This window comes from Paracidovorax wautersii (genome assembly GCF_031453675.1).
GTDB lineage: Bacteria > Pseudomonadota > Gammaproteobacteria > Burkholderiales > Burkholderiaceae_C > Paracidovorax.
This window is the reverse complement of the sequence record NZ_JAVIZX010000001.1, coordinates 1992985-2017343: the sequence shown is the minus strand read 5'-3', so window position 1 is coordinate 2017343 and position 24359 is coordinate 1992985. Positions and strand designations below refer to the sequence as shown.

Here is a 24359-nt window from a genome sequence, read left to right as displayed (position 1 = left end):
GGGCTCAGGCCGGAACACTGCTGCGGCCGACCACGGCCATCAACGTGCATCCCATCGTGGCCACCAGCGTCTCCCGCCCGTGGTCGAGCGCAAAAGCTTGGCCCTCGGCAAAGGTGATCGTGTGCCCGGGTTTGATGACGCGCCCCTGCATGCGAAACGACTGGCCGCGGGCGGGGGCCAGCAAATTGATCTTGAACTCGATGGTCAGCACGGCGGCGTCTTCGGCCATCAGCGTGAAGGCGGCATAACCGCAGGCAGAATCGAGCGCCGTCGCGACCATGCCGGCATGCAGAAAGCCGTGCTGCTGCGTCAAGGAGGGCGCCCAGTCTAGGGCGATATCCACAGCACCCGCTTCGATGCGTTCGAGACGCGCTGCAAGCGTGGCCATGGCGCCCTGCAGGGCAAAGCTGTCACGGACCCGATCCGCGTAGTTCGGAGTTTTAGGCTCAAACACCGTCGTCACCTAGCGCACCGGTCAGTGGGCCGCCTTGTGCACGCGCCCTTCCGGCGTTCGCTGCAGCAGTGCCTGGGCCTCGGCCTCGTGCTCGCGGATTTCTTCAAGGTTGGCCTGCAGATCGGCCATTTGCGCTTCCAGCTTGCCGCGGTGCTGTGCCAGCACCTCGAGAAACTTGCGCAACTGGACACCGGTATCCCGAGGGCTATCGTAGAGATCGATGATTTCCTTGGCCTCTACCAACGACAAACCCAAGCGTTTGGCCCGCAGCGTGAGCCGCAGACGCGTGCGGTCCCGCGCGGTATACACGCGGTTGCGCCCTCCCGGTCCGGTGCGCTCCGGCTGCAGCAGGCCCATGTCCTCATAGAAGCGCATGGCCCGCGTCGTGAGATCGAACTCCTTCGCCAGATCTCCAATGGTGTAGGTGATGGACATGGAACAGCAGCTCGGGAAATTGATGAGATACGGGAGAGCAGGCAATCTCGTAGGGCTCAGATTGACGTTTACGTTAACGTCAATACTATCCGATCTGCATGAATTGGGGAAGTGAAGTCCAACTCGCCAATGTCGGAAGGGCATGCATCGCCCTGCGTCCATGCATCAAACCCTTGGTGCCGGTCAACGCGCTCACCAGCAGCATTCTGCTGATCGATCAGCTTTGAGGATTACGTCGGCGGCGTACATCACTTCGAGGCCAAGACTGCCGCGCAGTCTGAAACCACTAGCAGCGAGCTCGCAAACAACATGGACCTGTTGTTCGGCAGTCATCCAGCATGGCTAGGAGGTGTTTTGTACCCGGCGATGACGTGGGCCTGCCGGCGTCGTAGAGCTGGCCTTGTCGCGATAGCGCGGCCGGCTGATGATGAGCTGGCGCAGCGGCCCGAGAGATGTTCTGGGCATCACGGCGGGCGGCGCCATCTAGGAGCGCCTTGGCGAAGCAGCATGAGCGATCACTCCTCTGACGGGATGCGCCGCCGCAAAGCAAAACGCCCTTCTACTCGTCAGAGCAGAAGGGCGGTTTGGGCTGTAAGAGCCTGACGATGACCTACTTTCACACGGGAACCCGCACTATCATCGGCGCAAAGTCGTTTCACTGTCCTGTTCGGGATGGGAAGGAGTGGTACCAACTTGCTATGGTCATCAGGCATAACTTGTTGCTGCCTTGACTGGGTCAAGACAACGAATTCACAGAGCTAAATCAGCATGTAATTTTTGATTGCGTCACTTGGCATAACAACCTTGACGGTGTCGTCAAAGTTATAGGGTCAAGCCGCACGAGCAATTAGTATCAGTTAGCTTAACGCATTACTGCGCTTCCACACCTGACCTATCAACGTCCTGGTCTTGAACGACTCTTTAGGGGGCTCAAGGCCCCGGCAGATCTCATCTTGAAACGAGTTTCCCGCTTAGATGCTTTCAGCGGTTATCTCTTCCACACTTAGCTACTCGGCAATGCCACTGGCGTGACAACCGATACACCAGAGGTGTGTCCACTCCGGTCCTCTCGTACTAGGAGCAGGCTTCCTCAAATCTGCAGCGCCCACGGAAGATAGGGACCAAACTGTCTCACGACGTTTTAAACCCAGCTCACGTACCTCTTTAAATGGCGAACAGCCATACCCTTGGGACCGGCTACAGCCCCAGGATGAGATGAGCCGACATCGAGGTGCCAAACACCGCCGTCGATATGAACTCTTGGGCGGTATCAGCCTGTTATCCCCAGAGTACCTTTTATCCGTTGAGCGATGGCCCTTCCATACAGAACCACCGGATCACTATGTCCTGCTTTCGCATCTGCTCGACTTGTCAGTCTCGCAGTTAAGCACGCTTATGCCATTGCACTATCGTCACGATGTCCGACCGTAACTAGCGTACCTTCGAACTCCTCCGTTACGCTTTGGGAGGAGACCGCCCCAGTCAAACTGCCTACCATGCACTGTCCCCGATCCCGATAAGGGACCTAGGTTAGAACCTCAAACACACCAGGGTGGTATTTCAACGTTGGCTCCATGAGAACTAGCGTCCTCACTTCAAAGCCTCCCACCTATCCTACACAGATCTGTTCAAAGTCCAATACAAAGCTACAGTAAAGGTTCATGGGGTCTTTCCGTCTTTCCGCGGGGAGATTGCATCATCACAAACATTTCAACTTCGCTGAGTCTCAGGAGGAGACAGTGTGGCCATCGTTACGCCATTCGTGCAGGTCGGAACTTACCCGACAAGGAATTTCGCTACCTTAGGACCGTTATAGTTACGGCCGCCGTTTACTGGGACTTCAATCAAGAGCTTGCACCCCATCATTTAATCTTCCAGCACCGGGCAGGCGTCACACCCTATACGTCCACTTTCGTGTTTGCAGAGTGCTGTGTTTTTATTAAACAGTCGCAGCCACCGATTTTTTGCAACCCCGTTTAGCTCCGTTTGTACAACTTCACTTACTAGGGGCATACCTTCTCCCGAAGTTACGGTATCAATTTGCCGAGTTCCTTCTCCTGAGTTCTCTCAAGCGCCTTAGAATACTCATCTCGCGCACCAGTGTCGGTTTGCGGTACGGTCGTCAATAGCTGAAGCTTAGTGGCTTTTCCTGGAAGCAGGGTATCACTCACTTCGTCTGCAAGCAGACTCGTTATCACCCCTCATCTAAGCCCGGCGGATTTGCCTACCGGGCACGACTACAGGCTTGAACCAACATATCCAACAGTTGGCTGAGCTAACCTTCTCCGTCCCCACATCGCACTATTGATCGGTACAGGAATATTGACCTGTTTCCCATCAGCTACGCATCTCTGCCTCGCCTTAGGGGCCGACTCACTCTACGCCGATGAACGTTGCGTAGAAAACCTTGCGCTTACGGCGAGGGGGCTTTTCACCCCCTTTAACGCTACTCATGTCAGCATTCGCACTTCTGATACCTCCAGCATCCGTCACCAGACACCTTCACAGGCTTACAGAACGCTCTCCTACCACGTGCAATAAATTGCACATCCGCAGCTTCGGTAACTGGCTTAGCCCCGTTACATCTTCCGCGCAGGACGACTCGATCAGTGAGCTATTACGCTTTCTTTAAATGATGGCTGCTTCTAAGCCAACATCCTGACTGTTTTAGCCTTCCCACTTCGTTTCCCACTTAGCCAATTTTAGGGACCTTAGCTGGCGGTCTGGGTTGTTTCCCTCTTGAGTCCGGACGTTAGCACCCGGTGCTCTGTCTCCCAAGCTGTACTCGTCGGTATTCGGAGTTTGCCTTGGTTTGGTAAGTCGCCATGACCCCCTAGCCAAAACAGTGCTCTACCCCCGACGGTAATACTTGAGGCACTACCTAAATAGTTTTCGGAGAGAACCAGCTATTTCCAAGTTTGTTTAGCCTTTCACCCCTATCCACAGCTCATCCGCTAGTTTTGCAACACTAGTCGGTTCGGACCTCCAGTACCTGTTACGGCACCTTCATCCTGGCCATGGATAGATCACTTGGTTTCGGGTCTACACCCAGCGACTGAACGCCCTATTCGGACTCGATTTCTCTACGGCTTCCCTATTCGGTTAACCTTGCCACTGAATGTAAGTCGCTGACCCATTATACAAAAGGTACGCAGTCACCCTTGCGGGCTCCTACTTTTTGTAAGCATGCGGTTTCAGGATCTATTTCACTCCCCTCCCGGGGTTCTTTTCGCCTTTCCCTCACGGTACTGGTTCACTATCGGTCGATGATGAGTATTTAGCCTTGGAGGATGGTCCCCCCATATTCAGACAGGGTTTCTCGTGCCCCGCCCTACTTTTCTCTAACTTAGTACCACACGTCTGTTTTCGCATACGGGGCTATCACCCACTATGGCCGGACTTTCCATTCCGCTTTGCTAACAGTCGTGCTATCACTAGAAGGCTCTTCCGATTTCGCTCGCCACTACTTTCGGAATCTCGGTTGATGTCTTTTCCTCGAGCTACTGAGATGTTTCAGTTCACCCGGTTCGCCTCGTTAACCTATGTATTCAGTTAACGATACCCCGAAGGGTGGGTTTCCCCATTCAGAAATCTCCGGATCAAAGCTTATTTGCCAGCTCCCCGAAGCTTATCGCAGGCTTTCACGTCTTTCGTCGCCTATCATCGCCAAGGCATCCACCACATGCTCTTAGTCACTTGACCCTATAACTTTGACCTCTCTTGCGAGACGCCTCCGTTTTCTTTCAAGGACTTGCGAGGTCTTTCACCTCGCGCGTTATGCCGTAATGTGAATGTTTCTTCGGTATTGCTACCTAGAGAACGATTCGTCATTACTTGAACAAACAAAGTTCGTTCGTTTTGACGCAATCAAATTTATGTTGCTGATGGCACGGTCTGCACTAAACCTTTACGAATGTGCAGTTTCCATCAGCAACGCTGATTCGACTCTATGAATTTTTAAAGAACAGCCGATTGGTCCGAGTAATCTCGTCCAACAACAAAGAGGCCTCTTGCGAAGCCGCTTTGGTGTTGCTTAGATTTCCGATTGATTGGTGGAGGATGACGGGATCGAACCGACGACCCCCTGCTTGCAAAGCAGGTGCTCTCCCAGCTGAGCTAATCCCCCAGTGATCCTCACTGTCTATGGAAGTGATGGTGGGTCTAGTTGGGCTCGAACCAACGACCCCCGCCTTATCAAGACGGTGCTCTAACCAGCTGAGCTACAGACCCATTCGCCGGTTTCCCGACGTCTCTTCCAACAACCGATAAGTGTGGGCGTTCAAATTTGAGCGCTGTTTTCCAGAAAGGAGGTGATCCAGCCGCACCTTCCGATACGGCTACCTTGTTACGACTTCACCCCAGTCACGAACCCTGCCGTGGTAAGCGCCCTCCTTACGGTTAGGCTACCTACTTCTGGCAGAACCCGCTCCCATGGTGTGACGGGCGGTGTGTACAAGACCCGGGAACGTATTCACCGCGACATTCTGATCCGCGATTACTAGCGATTCCGACTTCACGCAGTCGAGTTGCAGACTGCGATCCGGACTACGACTGGCTTTATGGGATTAGCTCCCCCTCGCGGGTTGGCAACCCTCTGTACCAGCCATTGTATGACGTGTGTAGCCCCACCTATAAGGGCCATGAGGACTTGACGTCATCCCCACCTTCCTCCGGTTTGTCACCGGCAGTCCCATTAGAGTGCCCTTTCGTAGCAACTAATGGCAAGGGTTGCGCTCGTTGCGGGACTTAACCCAACATCTCACGACACGAGCTGACGACAGCCATGCAGCACCTGTGTTACGGTTCTCTTTCGAGCACTAATCCATCTCTGGAAAATTCCGTACATGTCAAAGGTGGGTAAGGTTTTTCGCGTTGCATCGAATTAAACCACATCATCCACCGCTTGTGCGGGTCCCCGTCAATTCCTTTGAGTTTCAACCTTGCGGCCGTACTCCCCAGGCGGTCAACTTCACGCGTTAGCTTCGTTACTGAGTCAGTGAAGACCCAACAACCAGTTGACATCGTTTAGGGCGTGGACTACCAGGGTATCTAATCCTGTTTGCTCCCCACGCTTTCGTGCATGAGCGTCAGTGCAGGCCCAGGGGATTGCCTTCGCCATCGGTGTTCCTCCGCATATCTACGCATTTCACTGCTACACGCGGAATTCCATCCCCCTCTGCCGCACTCCAGCGATGCAGTCACAAATGCAGTTCCCAGGTTGAGCCCGGGGATTTCACATCTGTCTTACATCACCGCCTGCGCACGCTTTACGCCCAGTAATTCCGATTAACGCTTGCACCCTACGTATTACCGCGGCTGCTGGCACGTAGTTAGCCGGTGCTTATTCTTACGGTACCGTCATGACCTCTCTTTATTAGAAAGAGGCTTTTCGTTCCGTACAAAAGCAGTTTACAACCCGAAGGCCTTCATCCTGCACGCGGCATGGCTGGATCAGGCTTTCGCCCATTGTCCAAAATTCCCCACTGCTGCCTCCCGTAGGAGTCTGGGCCGTGTCTCAGTCCCAGTGTGGCTGGTCGTCCTCTCAGACCAGCTACAGATCGTCGGCTTGGTAAGCTTTTATCCCACCAACTACCTAATCTGCCATCGGCCGCTCCGTCCGCGCAAGGCCTTGCGGTCCCCTGCTTTCATCCGTAGATCGTATGCGGTATTAGCAAAGCTTTCGCTCCGTTATCCCCCACGATCGGGCACGTTCCGATGTATTACTCACCCGTTCGCCACTCGTCAGCATCCGAAGACCTGTTACCGTTCGACTTGCATGTGTAAGGCATGCCGCCAGCGTTCAATCTGAGCCAGGATCAAACTCTACAGTTCGATCTTGAAATTTAAAGTCTTTCGACTTCACTCATAAAAACGGAATTGAAGTGAACTTCACTTCTATTCTCATGAGCATTTGTAGTGCTAAGCACTAGTTCCGAAGAACTTGGCACTCGCCTTCAAACGCCCACGCTTATCGGCTGTATATTTTTAAGGAACCGAAACCAGAGAATTTCTTCTTTGTTTTCTTGCTTTGCTGCAATCAGCAGAGCCTTGAATTCTAGCACAAGTTTTAAAGTCCTGTCAAACTTTAAGGTCTTTCGCCTTTCACATCAACCGATCACATTAGCAACCCGTCTCAGCAGCGAAGCCTTGAATTCTACATCGAATTTCCATCCGATCACAACTCAAAACCAACCTTTTTTCTCAGCACCCCAGAGCTTCCTAAGAACTTCTCTGTGCTGCCAAGCCCGCTAGTATATGCCGGGTTTTGGCCTCGTCGCAAGAGTTTGGAGATTTTTTTGAGATTCAGTGCAGGTGCTGCAATGGATGAAGTTCTCGGCTCCGGGATAGGTCCCTACCCAAGCTGACGGAAGAGGTGCCGCGCCCAGCCCGCGGATAATTGCCTTCTATATGGCACTAATCACACTCATGGATGCGCAGCTGGCCTTTGGCCACGTAGCGCTGTTGGACCACGCAGGTTTTTCTCTGGAGCCCGGCGAGCGCGTCGGCCTCATCGGACGCAATGGCGCCGGTAAGTCATCTTTGCTGAAGATTTTGGGAGGCATGGCCAAGCCGGACGACGGTGCGCTGCATGTGCAGCAGGGGGTACGTATCACCTATGTGGCGCAGGAACCCACGTTGGACCCAGCAGCTACCGTCTTCCATGCTGCCTCACAGGGTCTTGGGGAAGTGATCCGCGTCCGTGAGCTTTATCTGTCGGGCGCCGAGGGCGTGGACCTGGATGCACTGCAGACGCAGATCGAGGCCTACGACGCGTGGAACTGGGAGCAACGGGTCGATGAAACGCTGCACCGGTTGCATCTGGACCCGGATGCGGTGGTGGGAGCGCTTTCGGGAGGTACGAAGAAGCGCGTCGCGCTGGCACAGGCGCTGGTGGCCCGCCCGGACGTCCTCCTTCTGGACGAACCGACCAACCACCTGGATCTGGACTCCATCGAGTGGCTGGAAGAGTTGCTGATCGACTTCAAGGGCAGCGTGGTCACGATCACCCATGACCGCGCCTTCCTGGACCGGGTCGCCACGCGCATCGTCGAGCTCGACCGGGGCCAACTGCGCTCGTATCCGGGCAATTTCGCCCAGTATGTGCTTCAGAAGGAAGAGCAACTGGCGCAGGAAGCGGTGATCTCGGCCAAGGCGGACAAGCTGCTCGCGCAGGAAGAGGTCTGGATCCGCAAAGGCGTGGAGGCCCGCCGCACCCGCAGCCAGAGCCGGATCAGCCGACTCGAAGCCCTGCGCGAGAGCCGCGCAGCGCGCCGGGAAGTGCTGGGCAGCGTGAAGATGGATGTCGCATCCGGGAGCCAGAGCGGCTACCAGGGCAAGATCGTGGCGGAACTGACGCAGGTGAACAAGGCGTTTGGCGACAAGGTGATCGTCAAGAACTTTACCGGCACGATTCTGCGCGGCGACAAGGTGGGGCTCATCGGACCCAACGGGGCGGGCAAGACCACCCTGCTGAAGATGATCCTGGGCGAGCTTGCGCCGGACAGCGGACAGATCCGCCAGGGCGTCAATCTGCAAGTGGCGTATTTCGACCAGATGCGCCACGCCGTCAACCTGGATGCAACGCTGGAGGATTTCATCAGCCCTGGCAGCGAGTGGATCGAGATCGGCAACCAGCGCAAGCACGTCAAGAGCTATCTGAGCGACTTCCTCTTCTCGCCTGCCCGGGCGCACTCGCCGGTGCGGTCCTTGTCGGGAGGCGAGCGCAACCGGCTGCTGCTGGCCCGGCTTTTTGCGCGGCCCGCGAACGTGCTGGTGCTGGACGAGCCCACCAACGACCTGGACATCGACACGCTGGATCTGCTGGAAGAACTGCTGCAGAGCTACGACGGCACGGTCTTTCTCGTGAGCCACGACCGGACGTTCCTGGACAACGTGGTGACCAGCACCATCGCATACGAAGGCGAGGGGCACTGGCGCGAATACGAAGGCAGCGTGCAGGACTGGCTGCTGCAGTCACAGCGCAGCCGCAGCCTGGCGGGCGCCAAGCCCACCGCGGCACCCATGGAAAATTTGGATAAAAAAGCAGCCTCGCCCAATACTGGCGAGCGCGAGCAACTATCAAAAAAGAAGCTGAGCTACAAAGATCAGCGGGAGCTGGAACAGCTGCCCCAGCAGATCGCCGATCTGGAATCTGAGCAGAAGCAGATCCAGGAAGCGTTGGCCGACGGCAGCCTCTATGCCCAGGATCCGGCCCGGGCCACCGCCCTGCATGCGCGCGACGGAGAGATCGAGGAACAGCTCATGACCGCGCTGGAGCGCTGGGAAACGCTGTCGGCCTGAAGCAGGCGCGGGGGCATTCCCCGCCCTGCCCCGCCCCAGCCGCTCAGGCCCGCACGGCCCACCGGCAGAGTCGGGCGGACCGAGGCATGGTCAGATGCGGTGGTGCAAGCGGTCCGTGGCGCCGCGCAGCTTGCCGATCAGGGCCGGGGCAATCTGGGTGAGCGGCAGCACCTCGTCGGCCGCACCATGGGCAATGGCCTCGCGGGGCATCCCGAAGACGATGCAGCTGGCTTCGTCCTGCACATAGTTATAGCTGCCGGCGTCCTTCATCTCGCGCATGGCGGCGGCACCGTCGTTGCCCATGCCGGTCAGCATGATGCCGTAGGCGTTGCGGCCCACCACGGCCGCGGCGGACTTGAACAGCACCTCCACCGAAGGCTTGTGGCGATTGACCGGCGGCCCGTCATCCACGACGGCGACATAGTTGGCGCCGCTGCGGGCCACATGGAATTGCCGCCCGCCGGGCGCGATGTAGGCATGCCCCGGCAGGATGCGCTCGCCGTTCACCGCTTCCTTGACCGTGATCTGGCACAGCCCGTTGAGCCGTGCGGCAAAACTGGTGGTGAAACCGGGCGGCATGTGCTGGGTGATGACGATGGCCGGCGAATCGGCCGGCAGCTGCACCAGCACTTCGCGGATGGCCTCGGTGCCGCCGGTGGAAGCGCCGATGCAGATGAGCTTCTCGGTCGAAAGCCGGCCGAGCAGGGCTGTGGACGACACCGGCGCTGCCGCCGCCGCTGTGCCACCAGCCGTGGGGTGGACGATGCTGGCCGGATCCCGCGCAGGCGCGCGGCGTACATGGGCGACTGCTGCGACGCGGATCTTGTCCACGATCTTGTCAGCCAGCTCGTTGAGTCCGCCGGCCAGGCCGACGCGCGGCTTGGCGACGAAGTCGACGGCACCCAGTTCGAGCGCGCGCATGGTCACCTCGGCGCCCCGCTCCGTCAGCGTGGAGATCATCACCACGGGCATGGGCCGCAGCCGCATCAGACGGCCCAGGAAATCGATGCCGTCCATGCGGGGCATCTCGACGTCGAGCGTGATGACGTCCGGGTTCATCTCCCGGATCATTTCGCGGGCGATCAAAGGATCGTTGGCCGTGCCGATGCACTCCATGTCCCGCTGGCGGTTGATGATCTCCGCCAGCAGGCTGCGCACCAGCGCCGAGTCATCCACCACGATCACGCGGATCTTCCTGCTCATTCCGTCAACCCTTCCATCAAAACAGATCCACCGAGCCGCCCGAGGTCGTCTTGGCCACCGTGACCGCATTGCCCTTGACCTCCTGTGCGACCAGCGCTTCGGGATGGGCATGGGCCAGCCGCTTGACCATGGCCTTGCCGGTGACCGGGAAGAACACGACCTTGCGCGGATAGATGTCGAGCACATCTTCGGACACGATCGGAATCCGCTCGGTCTGCAGGTAGTTGAGCACGAAGTTGGTGTTGCGCTCGCCGACGTTCATCGTGGTGAAGTTGTGCATGACCTGCGCGCCGCCGAAGATCTTGGCCTGCATGGTCTCCCGGCGGGCGCCGAGCTTGAGCATTTCGTTGATCAGCAGTTCCATGGCGTACGAGCCATAGCGGCCCGACACGTCGTTGGCGTCGCCGTCGGGCAGCATGAAATGGTTCATGCCGCCGATGCGCGCACGGCTGTCCCACAGGCAGGCTGCGATGCACGAGCCCAGCACCGTCATGATCACCATGCTCTCGTTGGAGACGAAGAATTCGCCGGGCAGGACCTTGACCGCGTTGTGCTGGAAATGGTGATCGAGAAAGAAGAACGACGCTTCGCCGGGCTTGCGCGGCTGGGCCTTGAGCTCCTGCAACGAAGCCTGCTTGGCAGGCGCGGAACTGGCCGCGTAGACATCGGCGCTCAGGGGCGCGATGCGGGGTGCGCGGCGGCGCTCCGCCGTCCCGAGCGCGGAAGCGGCAGGTGTCTGGGCACTGGGCACCGGTGGCAAACCGGGACGGGTGGTGGTCATGGATGCTTCTTGCGTAACGGGGCGAACGGATCAACGGCGCTCATAGACCGTCTTTCCACGGAGCGTGAACAGGTCCCGGGATTCGCTGAAATTCTCGGCGTGGCCCACGAAGAGCATGCCTCCCGGCTTCAGCACCCGGTGAATGCGTTCCAGCACGCGGCGCTGCGTCGGGGCATCGAAATAGATCATGACATTGCGGCAGAACACGACGTCGAACGGCTCGCGGAAGGGCCAGTCGTCGCGAATCAGGTTCACGCTCATGAAGTCGATCATCTTGCGCAGCTCTGGCTTGGCGCGCACCAGGCCGGCGTTGGACGCCTTGCCGCGCAGAAAGAAGCGCTGCAGCCGCTCCGGACTCAGCCCCTTGAGGCTGTCCAGCCGGTAGATGCCGTCCGCCGCCGTCGCCAGCACGCGGGAGTCGATGTCGCTGGCCGTCAGCTTGAACGAGCCGTGGTTGCCCAAGGCTTCCATGGCGGTCATCACGATCGAGTACGGCTCCTCCCCCGTGGAGGCGGCGTTGCACCAGACATGCCAGGGCCCGCTCGGGCGCGTGCGCAGATGGGTGGCAAAGATCTCGAAGTGGTGCTGCTCGCGGAAAAACGCGGTCAGGTTGGTGGTCAGAGCGTTGACGAACTCCTGCCACTCTGGTCCGTCGTGCTTTTCGAGCCAGCTCAGATAGTCGTGAAAGCTCGAATGACCGGTTTCGCGCAGCCGGCGGGACAGCCGGCTGTAGACCATGGCGTGCTTGCCGTCGTGCAGGCTGATGCCCGCGCGCTGGTAGATCAACCCCTGGACGCGCGCGAAGTCGGCATTGGTCCAGACGAACTCGCGCCCCTGGGTCAGCGGCCCGGGCGGAGGGGGCGCCGTGTCGGCGGCGGCCCGGAGGGCGCTGCGAGGCGCCGGGGATTCACGTTCGGTACTTGTGCTTTGGCGCATTGCGGGTCCAGCCAGCTAATTGTTCAATCCGCGTGGAGGCAGTACCTGCCGACAGAGCGCCGCCGGACGGCACCCTGCGGCGCCCGTCCGGTCCGGCGGTCAGGCCTCGGCCGTTGCCAATCCCATGTCCACCCCGGACATCAGCTTTTCGATGTCCAGCAGGATCAACATCCGCTCGCCCACGGAGCCCAGTCCCAGGATGCAGTTGTTGTCGATGGCGCTGTCGATGTCCGGAGCGGACCGGATGTTGTCCGGCGTGAGCTCCATCACATCGCTCACCGAGTCCACCACGATGCCGACCACCCGGTTGCGCAGGTTCAGGATGATGACCACGGTGAAGCTGTTGTACTCGGCCTTCGAGCAGTTGAACTTCAGCCGCATGTCCACGATGGGAACGATCGTGCCGCGCAGGTTGGTCACGCCCTTGATGAAGGACGGTGCGTTGGCGATGCGGGTCGGCGGCTCGTAGCCGCGGATTTCCTGCACCTTCAGGATATCGATCCCGTACTCTTCCTGGTCCAGCCGGAAGGTGAGGTATTCCCTGGCGCCGGCGGCCACGTTCTCACCCGTCTTTTCCATCACACTCATGCCGACACTCCTTGTTTGCTCAACGTCCAACGATCAGTGGCGCGCCCGGCGCACCAGGGCCCCGGTGTCCAGGATCAGGGCCACGGTGCCGTCGCCCAGGATGGTCGCCCCGGACACATTGGTGACCTTGCGGTAATTGGTCTCCAGGTTCTTGACCACCACCTGGTGCTGGCCCAGCAGTTCGTCCACCAGCAGGGCGACCCGGCTGCCGTCCGCCTCGACGACCACCATGATGGTGCTCGACTTGCTGCTGTCTCCGCGCGGCACCTGGAACACCCGCTCCAGCGAGATCACGGGCATGTACTCCTCGCGCACCTTGACGAGCTGGGAGCCCTGCGCCACGGTGTTCACGTCGTCCGGATTGACCTGGAAGGACTCCACCACGGACGACAGCGGGAGGATGTACACCTCGTCGCCCACGCCGACCGACATGCCGTCCATGATGGCCAGGGTCAGCGGCAGGCGCACGGACACCCGCATGCCGAAGCCTTCAGCGGAGTCGATCTCGACCGAGCCATTCAGCGCGGCGATGTTCTTCTTCACCACGTCCATGCCCACGCCGCGTCCCGACACGTCGGTCACCACGTCGGCGGTGGAGAAGCCGGGCGCAAAGATCAGGTTCCAGACTTCCTGGTCGGTCATCTGGTCCGACACATCCAGGCCGCGCTCGCGCGCCTTGCGCAGGATCTTCTCGCGGGACATGCCCTTGCCGTCATCCCGGACCTCGATCACGATCGAGCCGCCCTGGTGGGAGGCGGACAGCGTGATGGTGCCGTGCTCCGGCTTGCCAGCGGCCAGCCGGTCCTCGGGCATCTCGATGCCGTGGTCGCAGCTGTTGCGTACCAAGTGGGTCAGCGGGTCGGTGATCTTCTCGACCAGGCTCTTGTCGAGTTCCGTCGCCTCGCCGTGCGTGACGAAGTCCACCTTCTTGCCCAGCTTGTTGGCCAGGTCGCGCAGCATGCGGGGGAAGCGGTTGAACACGATCGACATCGGGATCATGCGGATCGACATGACCGATTCCTGCAGGTCGCGCGTATTGCGGTCCAGGTCTGCCAGGCCGGCCAGCAGCTGCTGGTTGGCGGCTGCGTCCAGGCCCCGGCTGTTCTGCGCCAGCATGGCCTGGGTGATGACCAGTTCGCCGACGAGGTTGATGAGCTGGTCGACCTTGTTCACCGCCACGCGGATCGTGGTGGACTCCATCTGGGCCTGGCTCACGGCCTTGGGCTCGGCGGCCGCGGTGCGGGTGGCCACGGCAGTGCCGGCTGCGGGTGCCGCGGCGGCCTGCGCAGGGGCCGCGGCGCCGGGGGCGCCCGGGGAGTCCTCGAAGAAGCCGTAGGGCGCTTCGCCGGGCGCCAGCGCCACGGCATGCTCTTCCGGTTCCGCAGCCTCGGCGGGGGCGGCATCGGCACCGCCGGCGGCGCGGATGCTCACCTGCTCCTTGGAGACGTGGAAGGCAAACAGGTCGAGCAGGTCGTCATCGGTGGACGTGGTCTGCACGGCGAAGGACCGCATGCCGGGCTGCGCAGGCGCAATGTCGGCAATGCTGCCCAGGCCGGGAATGTCGCGGAACAGTTCCTTGATGGCGTCTGCCTGCTCCAGGCGCTCCAGCGGGCCGATGTGGATTTCCAGCGCACGGGCACCGCCTGCAGCCGGGGCTGCCGCCGCGGCGGGGGCCGGCGGGGGGTGCCACGGGGGCAGGAGGGGGAGGTACGGGCACGGGCGCGGGAGCCGGGGCGGGCGCCTCGCTGGGCACACCGCCGGCCGCCAGTTCGCTGATGCGCCGCACGAGTTCGGTGGTGGACACGGCATCGCCCTGCCCGCCTGCCTGGTGGCGCGCCAGCAGGCTGCGCGATGCGTCGGCCGATTCAAGCAACACGTCCACCATCTGGGGAATCGGCTGCAGTTCGTGGCGGCGCAGGCGGTCCAGCAGCGACTCCATCTGGTGGGTCAGTTCGGCCACGTCGGAAAAGCCGAACGTGGCCGAGCCGCCCTTGATGGAGTGGGCGCAGCGGAAGATGCCGTTGAGCTCTTCGTCGTTGGCTGCGCTCAGGTCCAGATCGAGCAGCATCTGCTCCATCTGGTCCAGGTTTTCGCCGGCCTCTTCAAAGAAGATCTGATAGAACTGACTGAGGTCGAAGTCGGCGCCGCCGCCTTCCTGATAGGTGTCCGCCATGTGTCCGGGCTCCTGTGTGCTTGTCGTTGTAATCGGGCCCGCTCAGCGGATCACCTTCTGAATCACCTCGATGAGGCGGTTGGGGTCGAACGGCTTGACCAGCCAGCCCGTGGCACCTGCGCTGCGGCCGGCCTGCTTCATCTGGTCGCTGGACTCGGTGGTCAGGATCAGGATGGGAACGGTCTTGAAGCGGGGGTGCTCGCGCAGCTTGCGGGTGAGGCCGATGCCGTCGAGGCGCGGCATGTTCTGGTCGGCCAGCACCAGGTGGATCTCGTGGGCCTCGGCCTTTTCGAGCGCGTCCTGGCCGTCCACCGCCTCCACCACGTGGTACCCCGCACCCGTCAGGGTGAAGGAGACCATCTTTCTCATGGACGGAGAGTCATCAACGGCAAGAATCGATTGCATGTAGGGCTCCAACGGACTTGAATGTATAGATTAACCAGTACGGGACGGCGGGCTTCAGAACAGGTCAATGGATCCTGCGTCCATCTCACTTTGCGTGACGGGATTGGGCCGGTCGGGCGCCATCTCGGCGAACGGGGCGGCTTCCTCTCCGTCTTCGTGGCCCATGGCCTCGGAGGCCAGCCGGAACGCGCAGCCCTGCAGGACCTTGGTGGTGTGCCAGATGAGCTGCGAGGCCATGTCATGGAACTGCAGCTCGGTCACGGCGCTGCGCAACGCGGTGCGCAGTGCAGCCAGTTCGACCGAATCGCCGACCACGGCGTCCGTGAGGGCATTGTTGGCCTCGCCGAAGCGTTCGAGCAGGTTGTCGGTGGCGTGGCTGAGCAGCCCCTCCAGCCGGTGCAGGTCGTGCATGACGACCAACAGCGAGTCCTGCAACTCGGCTGCCACCATCACGGGGACCTGTACCCCTGGCTCATCAGACGTTGTTAGCGTAGATTGCATCGTTACTCCGTCGCTGCAGGCGGCTGCAAAGCTCGCAAGAATCCTTCCAGCACCCTGACACCGGCATCATGCCGTCACTGTGACTGCTTCGGCATTTGACCGCCTGTCCTGAATGCGGACTCTCGGGACCAACGCGCTTATTTGTTCCAATATGTATCCTATGATAGCGGCTCCCATGGACTCTGACGCATCGGACCGCGCCTTGCGCATCCTCCATCTCGAAGATTCCATCGTGGACCACGAATTGGCCTGCAGGACGCTGCGCCGGGCCGGTCTCGTGTATGAAATGCGCCACGCCGACACCCTGGAAGGGTTTATCCATTACGTGGCGCAAGAGCCGCTGGATCTGATCCTGGCCGATTACCGGCTGCCCGGCTTCACCGCGCTCGATGCCTGGGAGCATGTTTCACGCCAGCCGGCACCGCCGCCCTTCGTGCTGCTCTCCGGCGCCATCGGCGAGGCCGCTGCGGTCGACGCCATGCGCCTGGGCATTGCCGACTATCTGCTCAAGGACGACATGGGCCGCCTGCCCCATGTGATCACCCGGGCGATCGAGGTCTTCCAGGCCCGGCGCGCCCGGGAGCACGCTACCGCCGAGCTGGCCGCCTCCGAACGCCGGCTGGCCGAGCTGACGGAGCACCTGCAGACGTCCATCGAGCAGGAACGCGCCTCCATCGCGCGGGAGATCCACGACGACATCGGCGGTGCGCTCACAGCCGTGAAGTTCGATCTGGCGTGGATCTGCCGGCATGCGCCGCCCGGGGGCCTGCAGGAGCACGCGGCCACGGCGACGGACATGCTGACACACGCCATCGGCGCCAGCCAGCGCATCATGATGAACCTGCGCCCGCCTATCCTGGACCAGGGACTGGTGGCGGCCGTGCAGTGGCTGGCGGAGAGCTTCGAGCGCCGCACCGGCGTGCCGGCCCGCGTCACCGTGGGGCGCGAGGCCATCGAGGCGCCCGCCGAGATCCAGCTGGTGGCCTACCGGACGGCGCAGGAGGCGCTCACCAACATCACCAAGTACGCCCAAGCCGGGCGGGTGCGCATCGACCTGTCCGACAGCGAGGGCGTGCTGACCCTGGAGGTGACGGACGACGGCTGCGGCATGGACCTGGCCGCCAGCCAGACCAAGCCCCGGTCGTTCGGGCTGCGCGGCCTGCAGGAGCGGGCGAAGACGGTGGGCGGCTGGCTGGACATCAGCAGCCAGCCCGGGCGCGGCACGTCGGTCATCGTGACGGTGCCGCTACCATGGGCGAGAACCAACGACGAGGGAGAGGCGCAGTGATCAATGTGGTGCTTTGCGATGACCATGCGGTGCTGCGGCGCGGCATCCGCGACACGCTGACCGAGGCCACCGACATCACAGTGACGGGCGAGGCCGGCAGCTACGCCGAGCTGCGCGACGTGCTGCGCAGCGCCCCGTGCGATGTGCTGCTGCTCGACCTGAACCTGCCCGGCCGCAGCGGCCTGGAGGTGCTGGCCAGCCTGAAGGAGACGCACGCCGCGCTCAAGGTGCTGATCGTCTCGATGTACCCGGAAGACCAGTACGCGCTTCGCTGCCTGCGCGCCGGCGCCCAGGGCTACGCCAACAAGGCGGGCGACCCGGTGGAGCTGATCGCCGCCGTGCGCACCGTGGTGCAGGGCCGCAAGTACCTCACGCCCGAGGTGGCGCAGATGCTGGCCGACAGCCTGTCGCAACCCACGAGCGAGCTGCCGCACGAAGCGCTGTCGGAGCGCGAGCTGCAGACACTGGTCAAGATCGCCTCGGGCCGGCGCCTGTCGGACATCGCCGAGGAGCTGATGCTCAGCCCCAAGACGGTGAGCGTCTACCGCGCCCGCGTGCTGGAAAAGCTCAAACTGGCCAACAACGCCGAGCTGACGGTGTACGCGATCCGCAACCAGCTGGTGTAACGCGCATTATCAAAAATAAGAGCACACTGCGCTTACCGGAAAACGCTTTCAATGCCTTTTGTATTTGATTTGCTTGACTGACAAGCGCAAGCAGCTATTTAAACCATAGCACCCGCGTCAACGCTGGGATGCGAACAGGTCGATCGACTGCTGCATCAGCGCCATCACCGGCTGCTCCAGCATGGGCAGCGTGGCCGTGATGCCCAGCATGCCCACCGTCAGGGTGACCGGGAACCCCACGGCGTAGATGTTCATCTGTGGCGCGACGCGGGAGATGATCCCGAGCGCCAGGTTCACGAACAGCAGCAGCGCGATCATGGGCAGCGCAATCCACAGCGCGCTGGAAAAGAGCGAGGCCCCCAGCTCGTACAGCCGCATCTGCGCCAACGACTGCAGGAAGTTGCCGTCCACGGGGAAGCGCTCGAAGCTCTTGACCACGGCCATCAGGATCAGCAGATGCCCGTTGATGACGATGAACAGCAGCGTCGCCATGTTGCCGAAGAAACGTGCCACCGCGCTCACCTGCGCATTGGCCAGCGGGTCGAAGAACGAGGCGAAGTTCAGCCCCATCTGCAGGCCGATCACCTCGCCGGCCAGTTCCACCGCCGCGAACACCAGCCGCACCGAGAAGCCGATGGCCAGCCCGACGGCGATCTGCTGGGCCACGGCGCCCAGCGCGCCCCGGCCGTTCAGGTCGATCACCGGCTGCTCGGGCAGCACGGCCTGCGCGCACACGGCCACCAGAAAGGCCAGACCGATCTTGGCCCGCATGGGGATGGCCCGCATCGAGAACACCGGCGCCGAAGTGAACACCGCCAGCACGCGGATGAACGGCCACAGCACCGGCGACAGCCAGGCCATGATCTGGGCTTCGGAGAACGTGATCACGCGCGCGGAGGGCTTCGGGCGGGACGCAGGCCGGTAGCGCCGGGCTAGCCGATGACCGACGGAATGGATTCGATCATGCGCCGCAGGTAATCCACCAGCGTGGAGATCATCCAGGGCCCGGCGATGGCGAACACCACCATGGCTGCCACCAGCTTGGGCACGAAGGCCAGCGTGGCCTCGTGGATCTGCGTGACGGCCTGGAAGATGCTGACGAGCAGGCCCACGGCCATCACCACGCCCAGCACCGGCATGGAGATCATGAGCAGCAGCGTGAGCGCCTCGCGGCCGATGGTCAGAACGAATTGGGAGGTCATGCCGTCATCCTTTCAAGACCGCTAGCGCCGGTCGCCGGCCCACCGCCCGCATCGTCTGAAGGCCGCGGAGCAGGCCAAGCCAGCAGACACCGTGGGACGGGCTTCGCGCGGCCACGGGCGGCGTCCCCTGAAGGGCGAAGGCGCGAAGCGACTCAGGGGGGATTCGCCTCATACGGCGAAGCTCGCGGCCAGCGAGCCGATGAGCAGGTTCCAGCCGTCCGCCAGCACGAACAGCATCAGCTTGAAGGGCAGCGCCACCAGCACGGGCGACAGCATCATCATGCCCAGCGACATGAGGATGGACGACACCACCATGTCGATCACCAGAAACGGGATGAAGATCATGAAGCCGATCTGGAAGGCCGACTTGAGCTCGCTGGTGACGAAGGCCGGCACCAGCACGCGCAGCGGCGCCGTCTCGGCCGTGGTGCCTTCGGGCAGCTTGGCCAGGCGCGAGAACAAGGCGAAGTCGGACTGGCGCGTCTGCTTGAGCATGAAGCCGCGCATGGGCGCCTCGGCCTTCTCCAGCGCCTGCTCGAAGGTCAGCGCGTTCGTCGTGTACGGCACGTAGGCCTCCTGGTACACGCGGTCCAGCGTGGGGCCCATGACGAAGAAAGTCAGGAAGAGCGACAGGCCGATGATGACCTGGTTGGGCGGCGCCGACTGCGTGCCGATGGCCTGGCGCAGCAGCGACAGCACGATGACGATGCGGGTGAAGCCCGTCATCATCAGCAGCACCGCAGGCAGAAAGGAGAGCGCGGTGAAGAACAGCAGCGTCTGGATGGGCACCGAATAGCTGTTGCTGCCGCTGCCTGCGCCGACCAGCACCGGCAGCGAGCCGGCGTTCTGCGCCATGGCCGCTGGTGCCAGCAGCGCGGCGCCCAGCACCATCCAGGCGCTGCGGCTGCGCAGCATGCCGCCTGCCGCGCGCAGGCCCGGGAGAGTGACCGTGCGCTCAGCCATGGGAAGGCTTGTCCATCCGCGCGGAGGCGGTCGCCATCTCGCCCGCGAAGCTCGGCGCCACGGCGGCAGCGGGAGATGCCGCCGGAACGGCCACCGCGCCGGCGCCCGGCGCAGGCAGCACGTGCAGGCAATTGATCTGCTGAGCCGTCACGCCCAGCACCAGCACCGTGCGCTGGTGCTCCGGCCCGACCTCTACCGTCACCACGCGCTGCTGCGGGCCCACGGCCACGGCGGACAGCACCTTGGACACGCCGCCACTGGCCGAGAACAATCCCGACTGCCGCTGCTGCAACCGGCGGATCAACCATGGCAGGGCCGCCATGGCCGCCACGAAGAGCACCACGACCAGCAGCGTCTGGGTCATCTGGCTACCCCCGGCTGACACGGCGCAGGCGCTCCGAAGGCGTGACCACGTCGGTCAGGCGGATACCGAACTTGTCGTTCACCACCACCACTTCACCCTGGGCTATGAGGTAGCCGTTGACCAGCACGTCCATGGGCTCGCCAGCCAGCGCGTCCAGCTCGACCACCGAGCCCTGCGCCAGCTGCAGGATGTATTTGATGGGCACCTTGGTACGACCCAGCTCCACGGACAGCTGAACGGGGATGTCCAGCACCATGTTGATGTCGTTGACCGGCGCATCGTTGCTGCCGGAGGCAGAGAACGGCCGCACGGGCTCGCCCGAGAGGGGGCCGCCCTGCTCGGCATCGCCGGGGGCGCCTTCCGAGGTCTTCTGCTCTTCAAGCGCCTCGGCCCAGCCTGCGAACGGATCGTCACCGTCCTTGTTGTCTTCAGTTGCCATTCTTCTCTCCCAGCCAGCTGCTGTCGGCGTTGCGCAGGCATTCCTCGATGCGGATCGCATACTTGGAGTTGTGCGTGCCGTACTGGCATTCAAAAATCGGTACGCCCCCGATGGAGGCGCGGATACGCGGTTCGCGGTCGAGCTCGATGAAGTCGCCCGGCTTCATGGCCAGCAATTGCTCCACCGTGGCGTCGGCGCGGGCCAGCTCGGCCACCAGGGTCACCTCGGCGGCTTGGATCTCGCGCGTGAGCACGCGCACCCAGCGGCGATCCACCTCGATGGAGTCGCCCTGCGTGGACGAATACAGCACGTCGCGGATCGGCTCCAGCGTGGCGTACGGCATGCAGATGTGGATGGCGCCCGCCAAGTCGCCGATCTCCAGCTGGAAAGCCGTGGACACGACGATCTCGCTGGGCGTGGCGATGTTGGCGAACTGGGGCTGCATCTCCGAGCGCTGGTAGTCCAGCTCCAGCGGATAGATGCCGTGCCAGGCTTTCTTGTACTCGGCGCAGATCACGTCCACCAGCCGGTTGATCACGCGCTGCTCGGTGGGCGAGAAATCACGCCCTTCGATGCGGGTCTGGAACTTGCCGACGCCGCCGTAGAGCGTGTCGATGATGCCGAACACCAGGGAGGGCTCGCAGACGATCAGGCCGCTGCCGCGCAGCGGGCGGATGGCCACGATGTTGAAGTTGGTGGGCACCGCCAGCTCGCGCAGAAAGGCGCTGTAGCGCTGCACGGACACCGTGCCGACCGAGATTTCGGGGCTGCGGCGGATGAAGTTGAACAGGCCGATGCGGAAATTGCGCGCGAACCGTTCGTTGACGATTTCCATCGTCGGCATGCGGCCACGAACGATGCGCTCTTGGCTGGAGATGTCGTAGTTGCGGACCGCGCCGGAATCGACCTCCTCGTGGGCCGTCTTCTGGCTCTCGCCGGTCACCCCCTCCAGAAGGGCATCGACCTCTTCCTGGGAAAGAAACGAATCACTCATGCGATGGTTCTCCGGCCCGGCTTACTGGATGATGAAACTGGAGAACAGCACCTGGCGCACCGGGTTGGTGTCGGCCCGCGGCCGGGGGGCTTCGCCCTCTTCCTCGTCGTCGGGGTTGGGTGCGCGCGCCTTGCGCGGCTTGGGCACCGTGAAGCCCAGCGGCTTGGACACCTCGCGGCGGATGTCCTGCGCCAGTTTCTCCTTGCCTTCGCGGCCGAGCAGTTCCTCGGCCGTGCGCTGGGAGACCAGCATGAGGATGCCGCTGCGGATGCTGGGCAGGTACTGTTTGACCAGCGTTTCGGTCTTGGCGTCCGCCAGCTCGAGCGTGATCCCGATCTGCGCGAAACGGTCGCCCCCGGGGTCGGCCAGATTGACCACCATGTTCTCGATGGGCAGGAACGTCGGGGGTGTCTTGGGCGTTGCGGCCTCGGCATGCGCCTGCTTGCCGCCGACCTCCTCGCCCTCTTCGGCCGCGTGCTGGCGGCTCGACAGCACGAACCACGCGGCCGCACCGCCGGCCACGACGAGCAAGGCCACCACCGCCAGGATGATGACCATCTTCTTGCTTTTGGCTGGCGCCGCGGGGGCAGCGGGGGTATTGGCGGACACGGTGGGTCTTCCTTGCGCAACGCATGCGGAGAGAGGGAGGGGCAGCCGGGCCATCCGCACGGACGGCTCTGGCGGGATGGCCCATTATTGGGCAGCCGGGCGGTTCATGATAGCCAGAATAGCCGCCCAATCCCTGGCTTTCCCGTGGCTTGGACCGGCCCGTCAGGCGCGCTCCTGCTGGGGCGCTTGCTGGTGAGATGGGATCGCCGCGCCGCGGGTTCGCGCTGACGCAGCAATCGCCTGCGTTGCGGGACTGCAGTCGGGCGGCCCCGCTCGAAGGAAGGAAGAAGCCGCCCTGTCGGGACCCGCGTCAGACGAAGATGTCGACCGACCGGTCGGTCGCCACCTGGGCGCGCCCGGCCGTGCCGGCAGGGGCTGCCGCGCGCACCGTGGCCTCGCGTGCGCCCTGGCGGCCGCCGTCCCGCGGGGCGTCGCCCTCCCGCGCGCCCTGGCCGCCCGAGGTGCCGACGGACACACCCGCCAGTTGCAGCCCTTCACTCTGGAGCAGATCGCGCAGCTGGGCGACGCTGGCGTCCAGCAGCTCGCGGGTCTGGGCCTGATCGCTGCGGAAGGAGACATGCGCCTCGTTGCCGGTGAGCGACACCGTCACCTCCACCGGCTGGCCGTCCCGGTCCAGGGTGAGTTCGGCGTTCTGCGTTTTCTGGTTCACCCAGAAGGCAACCTGCTCGGCGAGCTGGTCTTCCATGCCCGCCTGCGCGGGGTCGGCCAGGGCCGCATCCAGCGAGAACGCGGCATCCGCGCCGGACGGCTCCGCCCCCGGCTCGCCCACGGCCAGCGCCGCCGACGGCGATGCGCCATTGCCGGCCGACTCTCCGCCTCGGCCCCCCGAGCGGCCGTCGCCACTGCCGGCGGCGACATCGGCCAAGCCCGCCAGCGCGCCCGCCGGCAGGGCCGTGGCCCCGTCCGCGAAGCCGCGGGCCTCGGCGCCCGGGTGGCCTGCGACCACATCGCGCCGCTCTGCGGACAGCGCCCCCGCCGCCGCGGGTGCAAGGGAGAAGGCCGCACCGGCGTCTGCCACGCCCGCGCCCTTGGTTTCGTCCTTGGCCGTGCCCCGCAGCGCCGAATTCAGCGCGGCGTCCAGGCGGGCCGTGGCGTCGCTCCCCCCCGCAGCCAAAATCGAGGTCTGGCGGCCACCAGCGACACCCCGCCCCGGTGCCGCGCCGCTGCCCGGCACCGCCGTGCCGTTGACGGCGGCCGTCTCGGCCGCACCGTCCAGCATCGCCGTCTGGCCGACCAGGCTGTTCAGGCCGGCCTTACCGCCGCCCAGTCCGTCTCCCAGCAAACGGCCTGCAGCCGTTGGCGCATGTTCTCCGGCGGACTGCCAGGGCGCGCCGGGCGGCAACCCGCTGGGCAGTCCACTTTGAAATGCGGCAAGCTGGGCCGCGTCGGCCACACCGATGGCAGCCCAGTCTACAGCGGTCACCGGTGTGGCAAAGCCATCAGAAAGCGGCTCAGAGCCGTCGGACAGTGAGGCCAGCAGCAGCGAAAAGCCGCCAGAGGTGCCCGTCGCCTGTTCGGCGTTCTGGCTGGAGGCGGACGGCTTGCCGGCGCCGCGCGCGGCCCGCGGTTCGTGCGCGTGTTGCGAAGAAGAAATACGTGCTTTTTCCATGTCAAAACTCCTGGCCCAGCGGGCCGCCGGCGGCATTCCTGAACTGCAGCGAGGCGCGCTCGTCGGTCTGCTTCTGATCCCTGCGCGACTGGGCTTGCTCCATGTCGCGCCGCCGCTTCTCCACCACCTTCTTCAGGCTGGCCAGCCGCAGCTCGGCCTGCAGCAGGGCCTGCGCCGCAGCATCCACCCGGCCGTCCTGGTCTCCCACCGCGCCGGACTGCAGGCCGATGGCGTGCGCAAGGCGATCCATGAACTGGTAGTGGTGGTACATCACCTCGGGCTTGATGGCCGCATCGGCCCGCATGCCCCAGCGGCCCTGCGTTTCCTGCGCATAGCCTGCCAGCTGGTCGAGCTGCTGCTGCGCGGCGTAGCGGGCATGGCGTGCGTCCTGCAGCGCTTGGCGGGCGGCGTCGCGCTGGCGCTCTGCCATCTCCACCGCCACCAGGAAGGTGTTCAGCGAAGCCATG

Annotated in this window: 20 protein-coding genes, 2 tRNA genes, 3 rRNA genes and 1 pseudogene; 3 read left to right on the top strand and 23 right to left on the bottom strand. The window is 62.9% G+C overall.

Annotated elements, in window-relative coordinates; genetic code table 11:
* Positions 1-4: 4 nt before the first annotated feature.
* The 7 genes from QE399_RS09190 to QE399_RS09160 all read right to left on the bottom strand — a co-directional run bounded on the left by QE399_RS09190 (position 5) and on the right by QE399_RS09160 (position 6721).
* Positions 5-388 (bottom strand): PaaI family thioesterase, encoded by a 384-nt coding sequence (locus QE399_RS09190; protein WP_309831995.1) that lies wholly within the window; start codon positions 386-388, stop codon positions 5-7.
* An 87-nt stretch (positions 389-475) separates the two neighbouring features.
* Positions 476-889, bottom strand: a complete 414-nt coding sequence (locus QE399_RS09185) for a MerR family transcriptional regulator (RefSeq protein WP_309828154.1) — start codon at positions 887-889, stop codon at positions 476-478.
* Between the two features lie 597 nt (positions 890-1486).
* A 5S ribosomal RNA gene (gene rrf, locus QE399_RS09180) occupies positions 1487-1599 on the bottom strand.
* 116 nt (positions 1600-1715) lie between these two features.
* Positions 1716-4591, bottom strand: a 23S ribosomal RNA gene (locus QE399_RS09175).
* A 348-nt stretch (positions 4592-4939) separates the two neighbouring features.
* Positions 4940-5015 (bottom strand) — tRNA-Ala (locus QE399_RS09170).
* Positions 5016-5042: 27 nt separating this feature from the next.
* A tRNA-Ile gene (locus QE399_RS09165) sits at positions 5043-5119 on the bottom strand.
* Between the two features lie 73 nt (positions 5120-5192).
* Positions 5193-6721 (bottom strand): 16S ribosomal RNA (locus QE399_RS09160).
* Together the 16S, 23S and 5S rRNA genes with 2 tRNA genes alongside form the textbook arrangement of a ribosomal RNA operon.
* 576 nt (positions 6722-7297) lie before the next feature.
* Here QE399_RS09160 and QE399_RS09155 point away from each other — a divergent pair.
* Positions 7298-9190 (top strand): ATP-binding cassette domain-containing protein, encoded by a 1893-nt coding sequence (locus tag QE399_RS09155; protein WP_309828149.1) that lies wholly within the window; start codon positions 7298-7300, stop codon positions 9188-9190.
* Between the two features lie 90 nt (positions 9191-9280).
* On the opposite strand, the gene QE399_RS09150 is transcribed toward QE399_RS09155, so the two are convergent.
* From QE399_RS09150 to QE399_RS09120, 7 genes and pseudogenes are all read right to left on the bottom strand, one after another.
* On the bottom strand, positions 9281-10393 hold the full coding sequence (locus QE399_RS09150; RefSeq protein ID WP_309828148.1) for a protein-glutamate methylesterase/protein-glutamine glutaminase: 1113 nt from the start codon (positions 10391-10393) through the stop codon (positions 9281-9283).
* 16 nt (positions 10394-10409) lie between these two features.
* Entirely contained in the window at positions 10410-11174 is a 765-nt protein-coding gene (gene cheD / locus QE399_RS09145; protein WP_309828146.1) for a chemoreceptor glutamine deamidase CheD, read from the bottom strand.
* 30 nt (positions 11175-11204) lie between these two features.
* On the bottom strand, positions 11205-12110 hold the full coding sequence (locus QE399_RS09140; RefSeq protein WP_309828144.1) for a CheR family methyltransferase: 906 nt from the start codon (positions 12108-12110) through the stop codon (positions 11205-11207).
* Between the two features lie 99 nt (positions 12111-12209).
* Complete coding sequence (locus QE399_RS09135) at positions 12210-12698, bottom strand: chemotaxis protein CheW (RefSeq protein WP_309828142.1); 489 nt, start codon at positions 12696-12698, stop codon at positions 12210-12212.
* 33 nt (positions 12699-12731) lie between these two features.
* A pseudogene (locus QE399_RS09130) lies at positions 12732-14871 on the bottom strand (chemotaxis protein CheA).
* Between the two features lie 42 nt (positions 14872-14913).
* Positions 14914-15276, bottom strand: coding sequence for a response regulator (locus tag QE399_RS09125; protein ID WP_309828140.1), 363 nt, complete (start codon positions 15274-15276; stop codon positions 14914-14916).
* 54 nt (positions 15277-15330) lie between these two features.
* Positions 15331-15777, bottom strand: a complete 447-nt coding sequence (locus tag QE399_RS09120; protein WP_309828138.1) for a hypothetical protein — start codon at positions 15775-15777, stop codon at positions 15331-15333.
* A 160-nt stretch (positions 15778-15937) separates the two neighbouring features.
* On the opposite strand from QE399_RS09120, the gene QE399_RS09115 reads away from it, so the two are divergent.
* Positions 15938-17065, top strand: coding sequence for a hybrid sensor histidine kinase/response regulator (locus tag QE399_RS09115; RefSeq protein WP_309831993.1), 1128 nt, complete (start codon positions 15938-15940; stop codon positions 17063-17065).
* On the top strand, positions 17062-17691 hold the full coding sequence (locus QE399_RS09110) for a response regulator (protein ID WP_309828136.1): 630 nt from the start codon (positions 17062-17064) through the stop codon (positions 17689-17691). The genes QE399_RS09115 and QE399_RS09110 overlap by 4 nt, the downstream gene beginning before the upstream one ends.
* Before the next feature lie 117 nt (positions 17692-17808).
* On the opposite strand, the gene fliR is transcribed toward QE399_RS09110, so the two are convergent.
* From fliR to fliJ, 9 genes are all read right to left on the bottom strand, one after another.
* Entirely contained in the window at positions 17809-18579 is a 771-nt protein-coding gene (fliR, locus tag QE399_RS09105) for a flagellar biosynthetic protein FliR (RefSeq protein ID WP_309828135.1), read from the bottom strand.
* Positions 18580-18623: 44 nt separating this feature from the next.
* On the bottom strand, positions 18624-18893 hold the full coding sequence (fliQ, locus tag QE399_RS09100) for a flagellar biosynthesis protein FliQ (RefSeq protein WP_309828133.1): 270 nt from the start codon (positions 18891-18893) through the stop codon (positions 18624-18626).
* Between the two features lie 168 nt (positions 18894-19061).
* The gene (gene fliP, locus QE399_RS09095) at positions 19062-19808 is read right to left on the bottom strand and encodes a flagellar type III secretion system pore protein FliP (protein WP_405044086.1); all 747 of its coding nucleotides are present in this window, start codon (positions 19806-19808) and stop codon (positions 19062-19064) included.
* 40 nt (positions 19809-19848) lie between these two features.
* Positions 19849-20220, bottom strand: coding sequence for a FliO/MopB family protein (locus tag QE399_RS09090; RefSeq protein WP_309828132.1), 372 nt, complete (start codon positions 20218-20220; stop codon positions 19849-19851).
* A gap of 4 nt (positions 20221-20224) precedes the next feature.
* On the bottom strand, positions 20225-20659 hold the full coding sequence (gene fliN, locus QE399_RS09085; RefSeq protein ID WP_309828130.1) for a flagellar motor switch protein FliN: 435 nt from the start codon (positions 20657-20659) through the stop codon (positions 20225-20227).
* Entirely contained in the window at positions 20649-21653 is a 1005-nt protein-coding gene (gene fliM, locus QE399_RS09080) for a flagellar motor switch protein FliM (protein ID WP_309828129.1), read from the bottom strand. The genes fliN and fliM overlap by 11 nt, the downstream gene beginning before the upstream one ends.
* Before the next feature lie 21 nt (positions 21654-21674).
* Entirely contained in the window at positions 21675-22262 is a 588-nt protein-coding gene (locus QE399_RS09075; RefSeq protein WP_309828127.1) for a flagellar basal body-associated FliL family protein, read from the bottom strand.
* Positions 22263-22572: 310 nt separating this feature from the next.
* The gene (locus QE399_RS09070; RefSeq protein WP_309828125.1) at positions 22573-23892 is read right to left on the bottom strand and encodes a flagellar hook-length control protein FliK; all 1320 of its coding nucleotides are present in this window, start codon (positions 23890-23892) and stop codon (positions 22573-22575) included.
* Between the two features lies 1 nt (position 23893).
* Positions 23894-24358: a flagellar export protein FliJ gene (fliJ, locus tag QE399_RS09065; protein WP_309828123.1), complete on the bottom strand. Its 465-nt coding sequence runs from the start codon at positions 24356-24358 to the stop codon at positions 23894-23896.
* Between the last annotated feature and the right edge of the window lies 1 nt (position 24359).

Coding starts and splice junctions, on each gene's coding strand:
- QE399_RS09135 (WP_309828142.1), bottom strand. CDS start 12,698: ATGAGTGTGATGGAAAAGACGGGTGAGAACGTGGCCGCCGGCGCCAGG.
- QE399_RS09115 (WP_309831993.1), top strand. CDS start 15,938: ATGATAGCGGCTCCCATGGACTCTGACGCATCGGACCGCGCCTTGCGC.
- QE399_RS09155 (WP_309828149.1), top strand. CDS start 7,298: ATGGCACTAATCACACTCATGGATGCGCAGCTGGCCTTTGGCCACGTA.
- fliQ (WP_309828133.1), bottom strand. CDS start 18,893: ATGACCTCCCAATTCGTTCTGACCATCGGCCGCGAGGCGCTCACGCTG.
- fliJ (WP_309828123.1), bottom strand. CDS start 24,358: ATGGCTTCGCTGAACACCTTCCTGGTGGCGGTGGAGATGGCAGAGCGC.
- QE399_RS09090 (WP_309828132.1), bottom strand. CDS start 20,220: ATGACCCAGACGCTGCTGGTCGTGGTGCTCTTCGTGGCGGCCATGGCG.
- fliP (WP_405044086.1), bottom strand. CDS start 19,808: ATGCTGCGCAGCCGCAGCGCCTGGATGGTGCTGGGCGCCGCGCTGCTG.
- QE399_RS09120 (WP_309828138.1), bottom strand. CDS start 15,777: ATGCAATCTACGCTAACAACGTCTGATGAGCCAGGGGTACAGGTCCCC.
- QE399_RS09185 (WP_309828154.1), bottom strand. CDS start 889: ATGTCCATCACCTACACCATTGGAGATCTGGCGAAGGAGTTCGATCTC.
- fliN (WP_309828130.1), bottom strand. CDS start 20,659: ATGGCAACTGAAGACAACAAGGACGGTGACGATCCGTTCGCAGGCTGG.
- QE399_RS09190 (WP_309831995.1), bottom strand. CDS start 388: ATGGCCACGCTTGCAGCGCGTCTCGAACGCATCGAAGCGGGTGCTGTG.
- QE399_RS09150 (WP_309828148.1), bottom strand. CDS start 10,393: ATGAGCAGGAAGATCCGCGTGATCGTGGTGGATGACTCGGCGCTGGTG.
- QE399_RS09125 (WP_309828140.1), bottom strand. CDS start 15,276: ATGCAATCGATTCTTGCCGTTGATGACTCTCCGTCCATGAGAAAGATG.
- QE399_RS09070 (WP_309828125.1), bottom strand. CDS start 23,892: ATGGAAAAAGCACGTATTTCTTCTTCGCAACACGCGCACGAACCGCGG.
- fliM (WP_309828129.1), bottom strand. CDS start 21,653: ATGAGTGATTCGTTTCTTTCCCAGGAAGAGGTCGATGCCCTTCTGGAG.
- cheD (WP_309828146.1), bottom strand. CDS start 11,174: ATGACCACCACCCGTCCCGGTTTGCCACCGGTGCCCAGTGCCCAGACA.
- QE399_RS09140 (WP_309828144.1), bottom strand. CDS start 12,110: ATGCGCCAAAGCACAAGTACCGAACGTGAATCCCCGGCGCCTCGCAGC.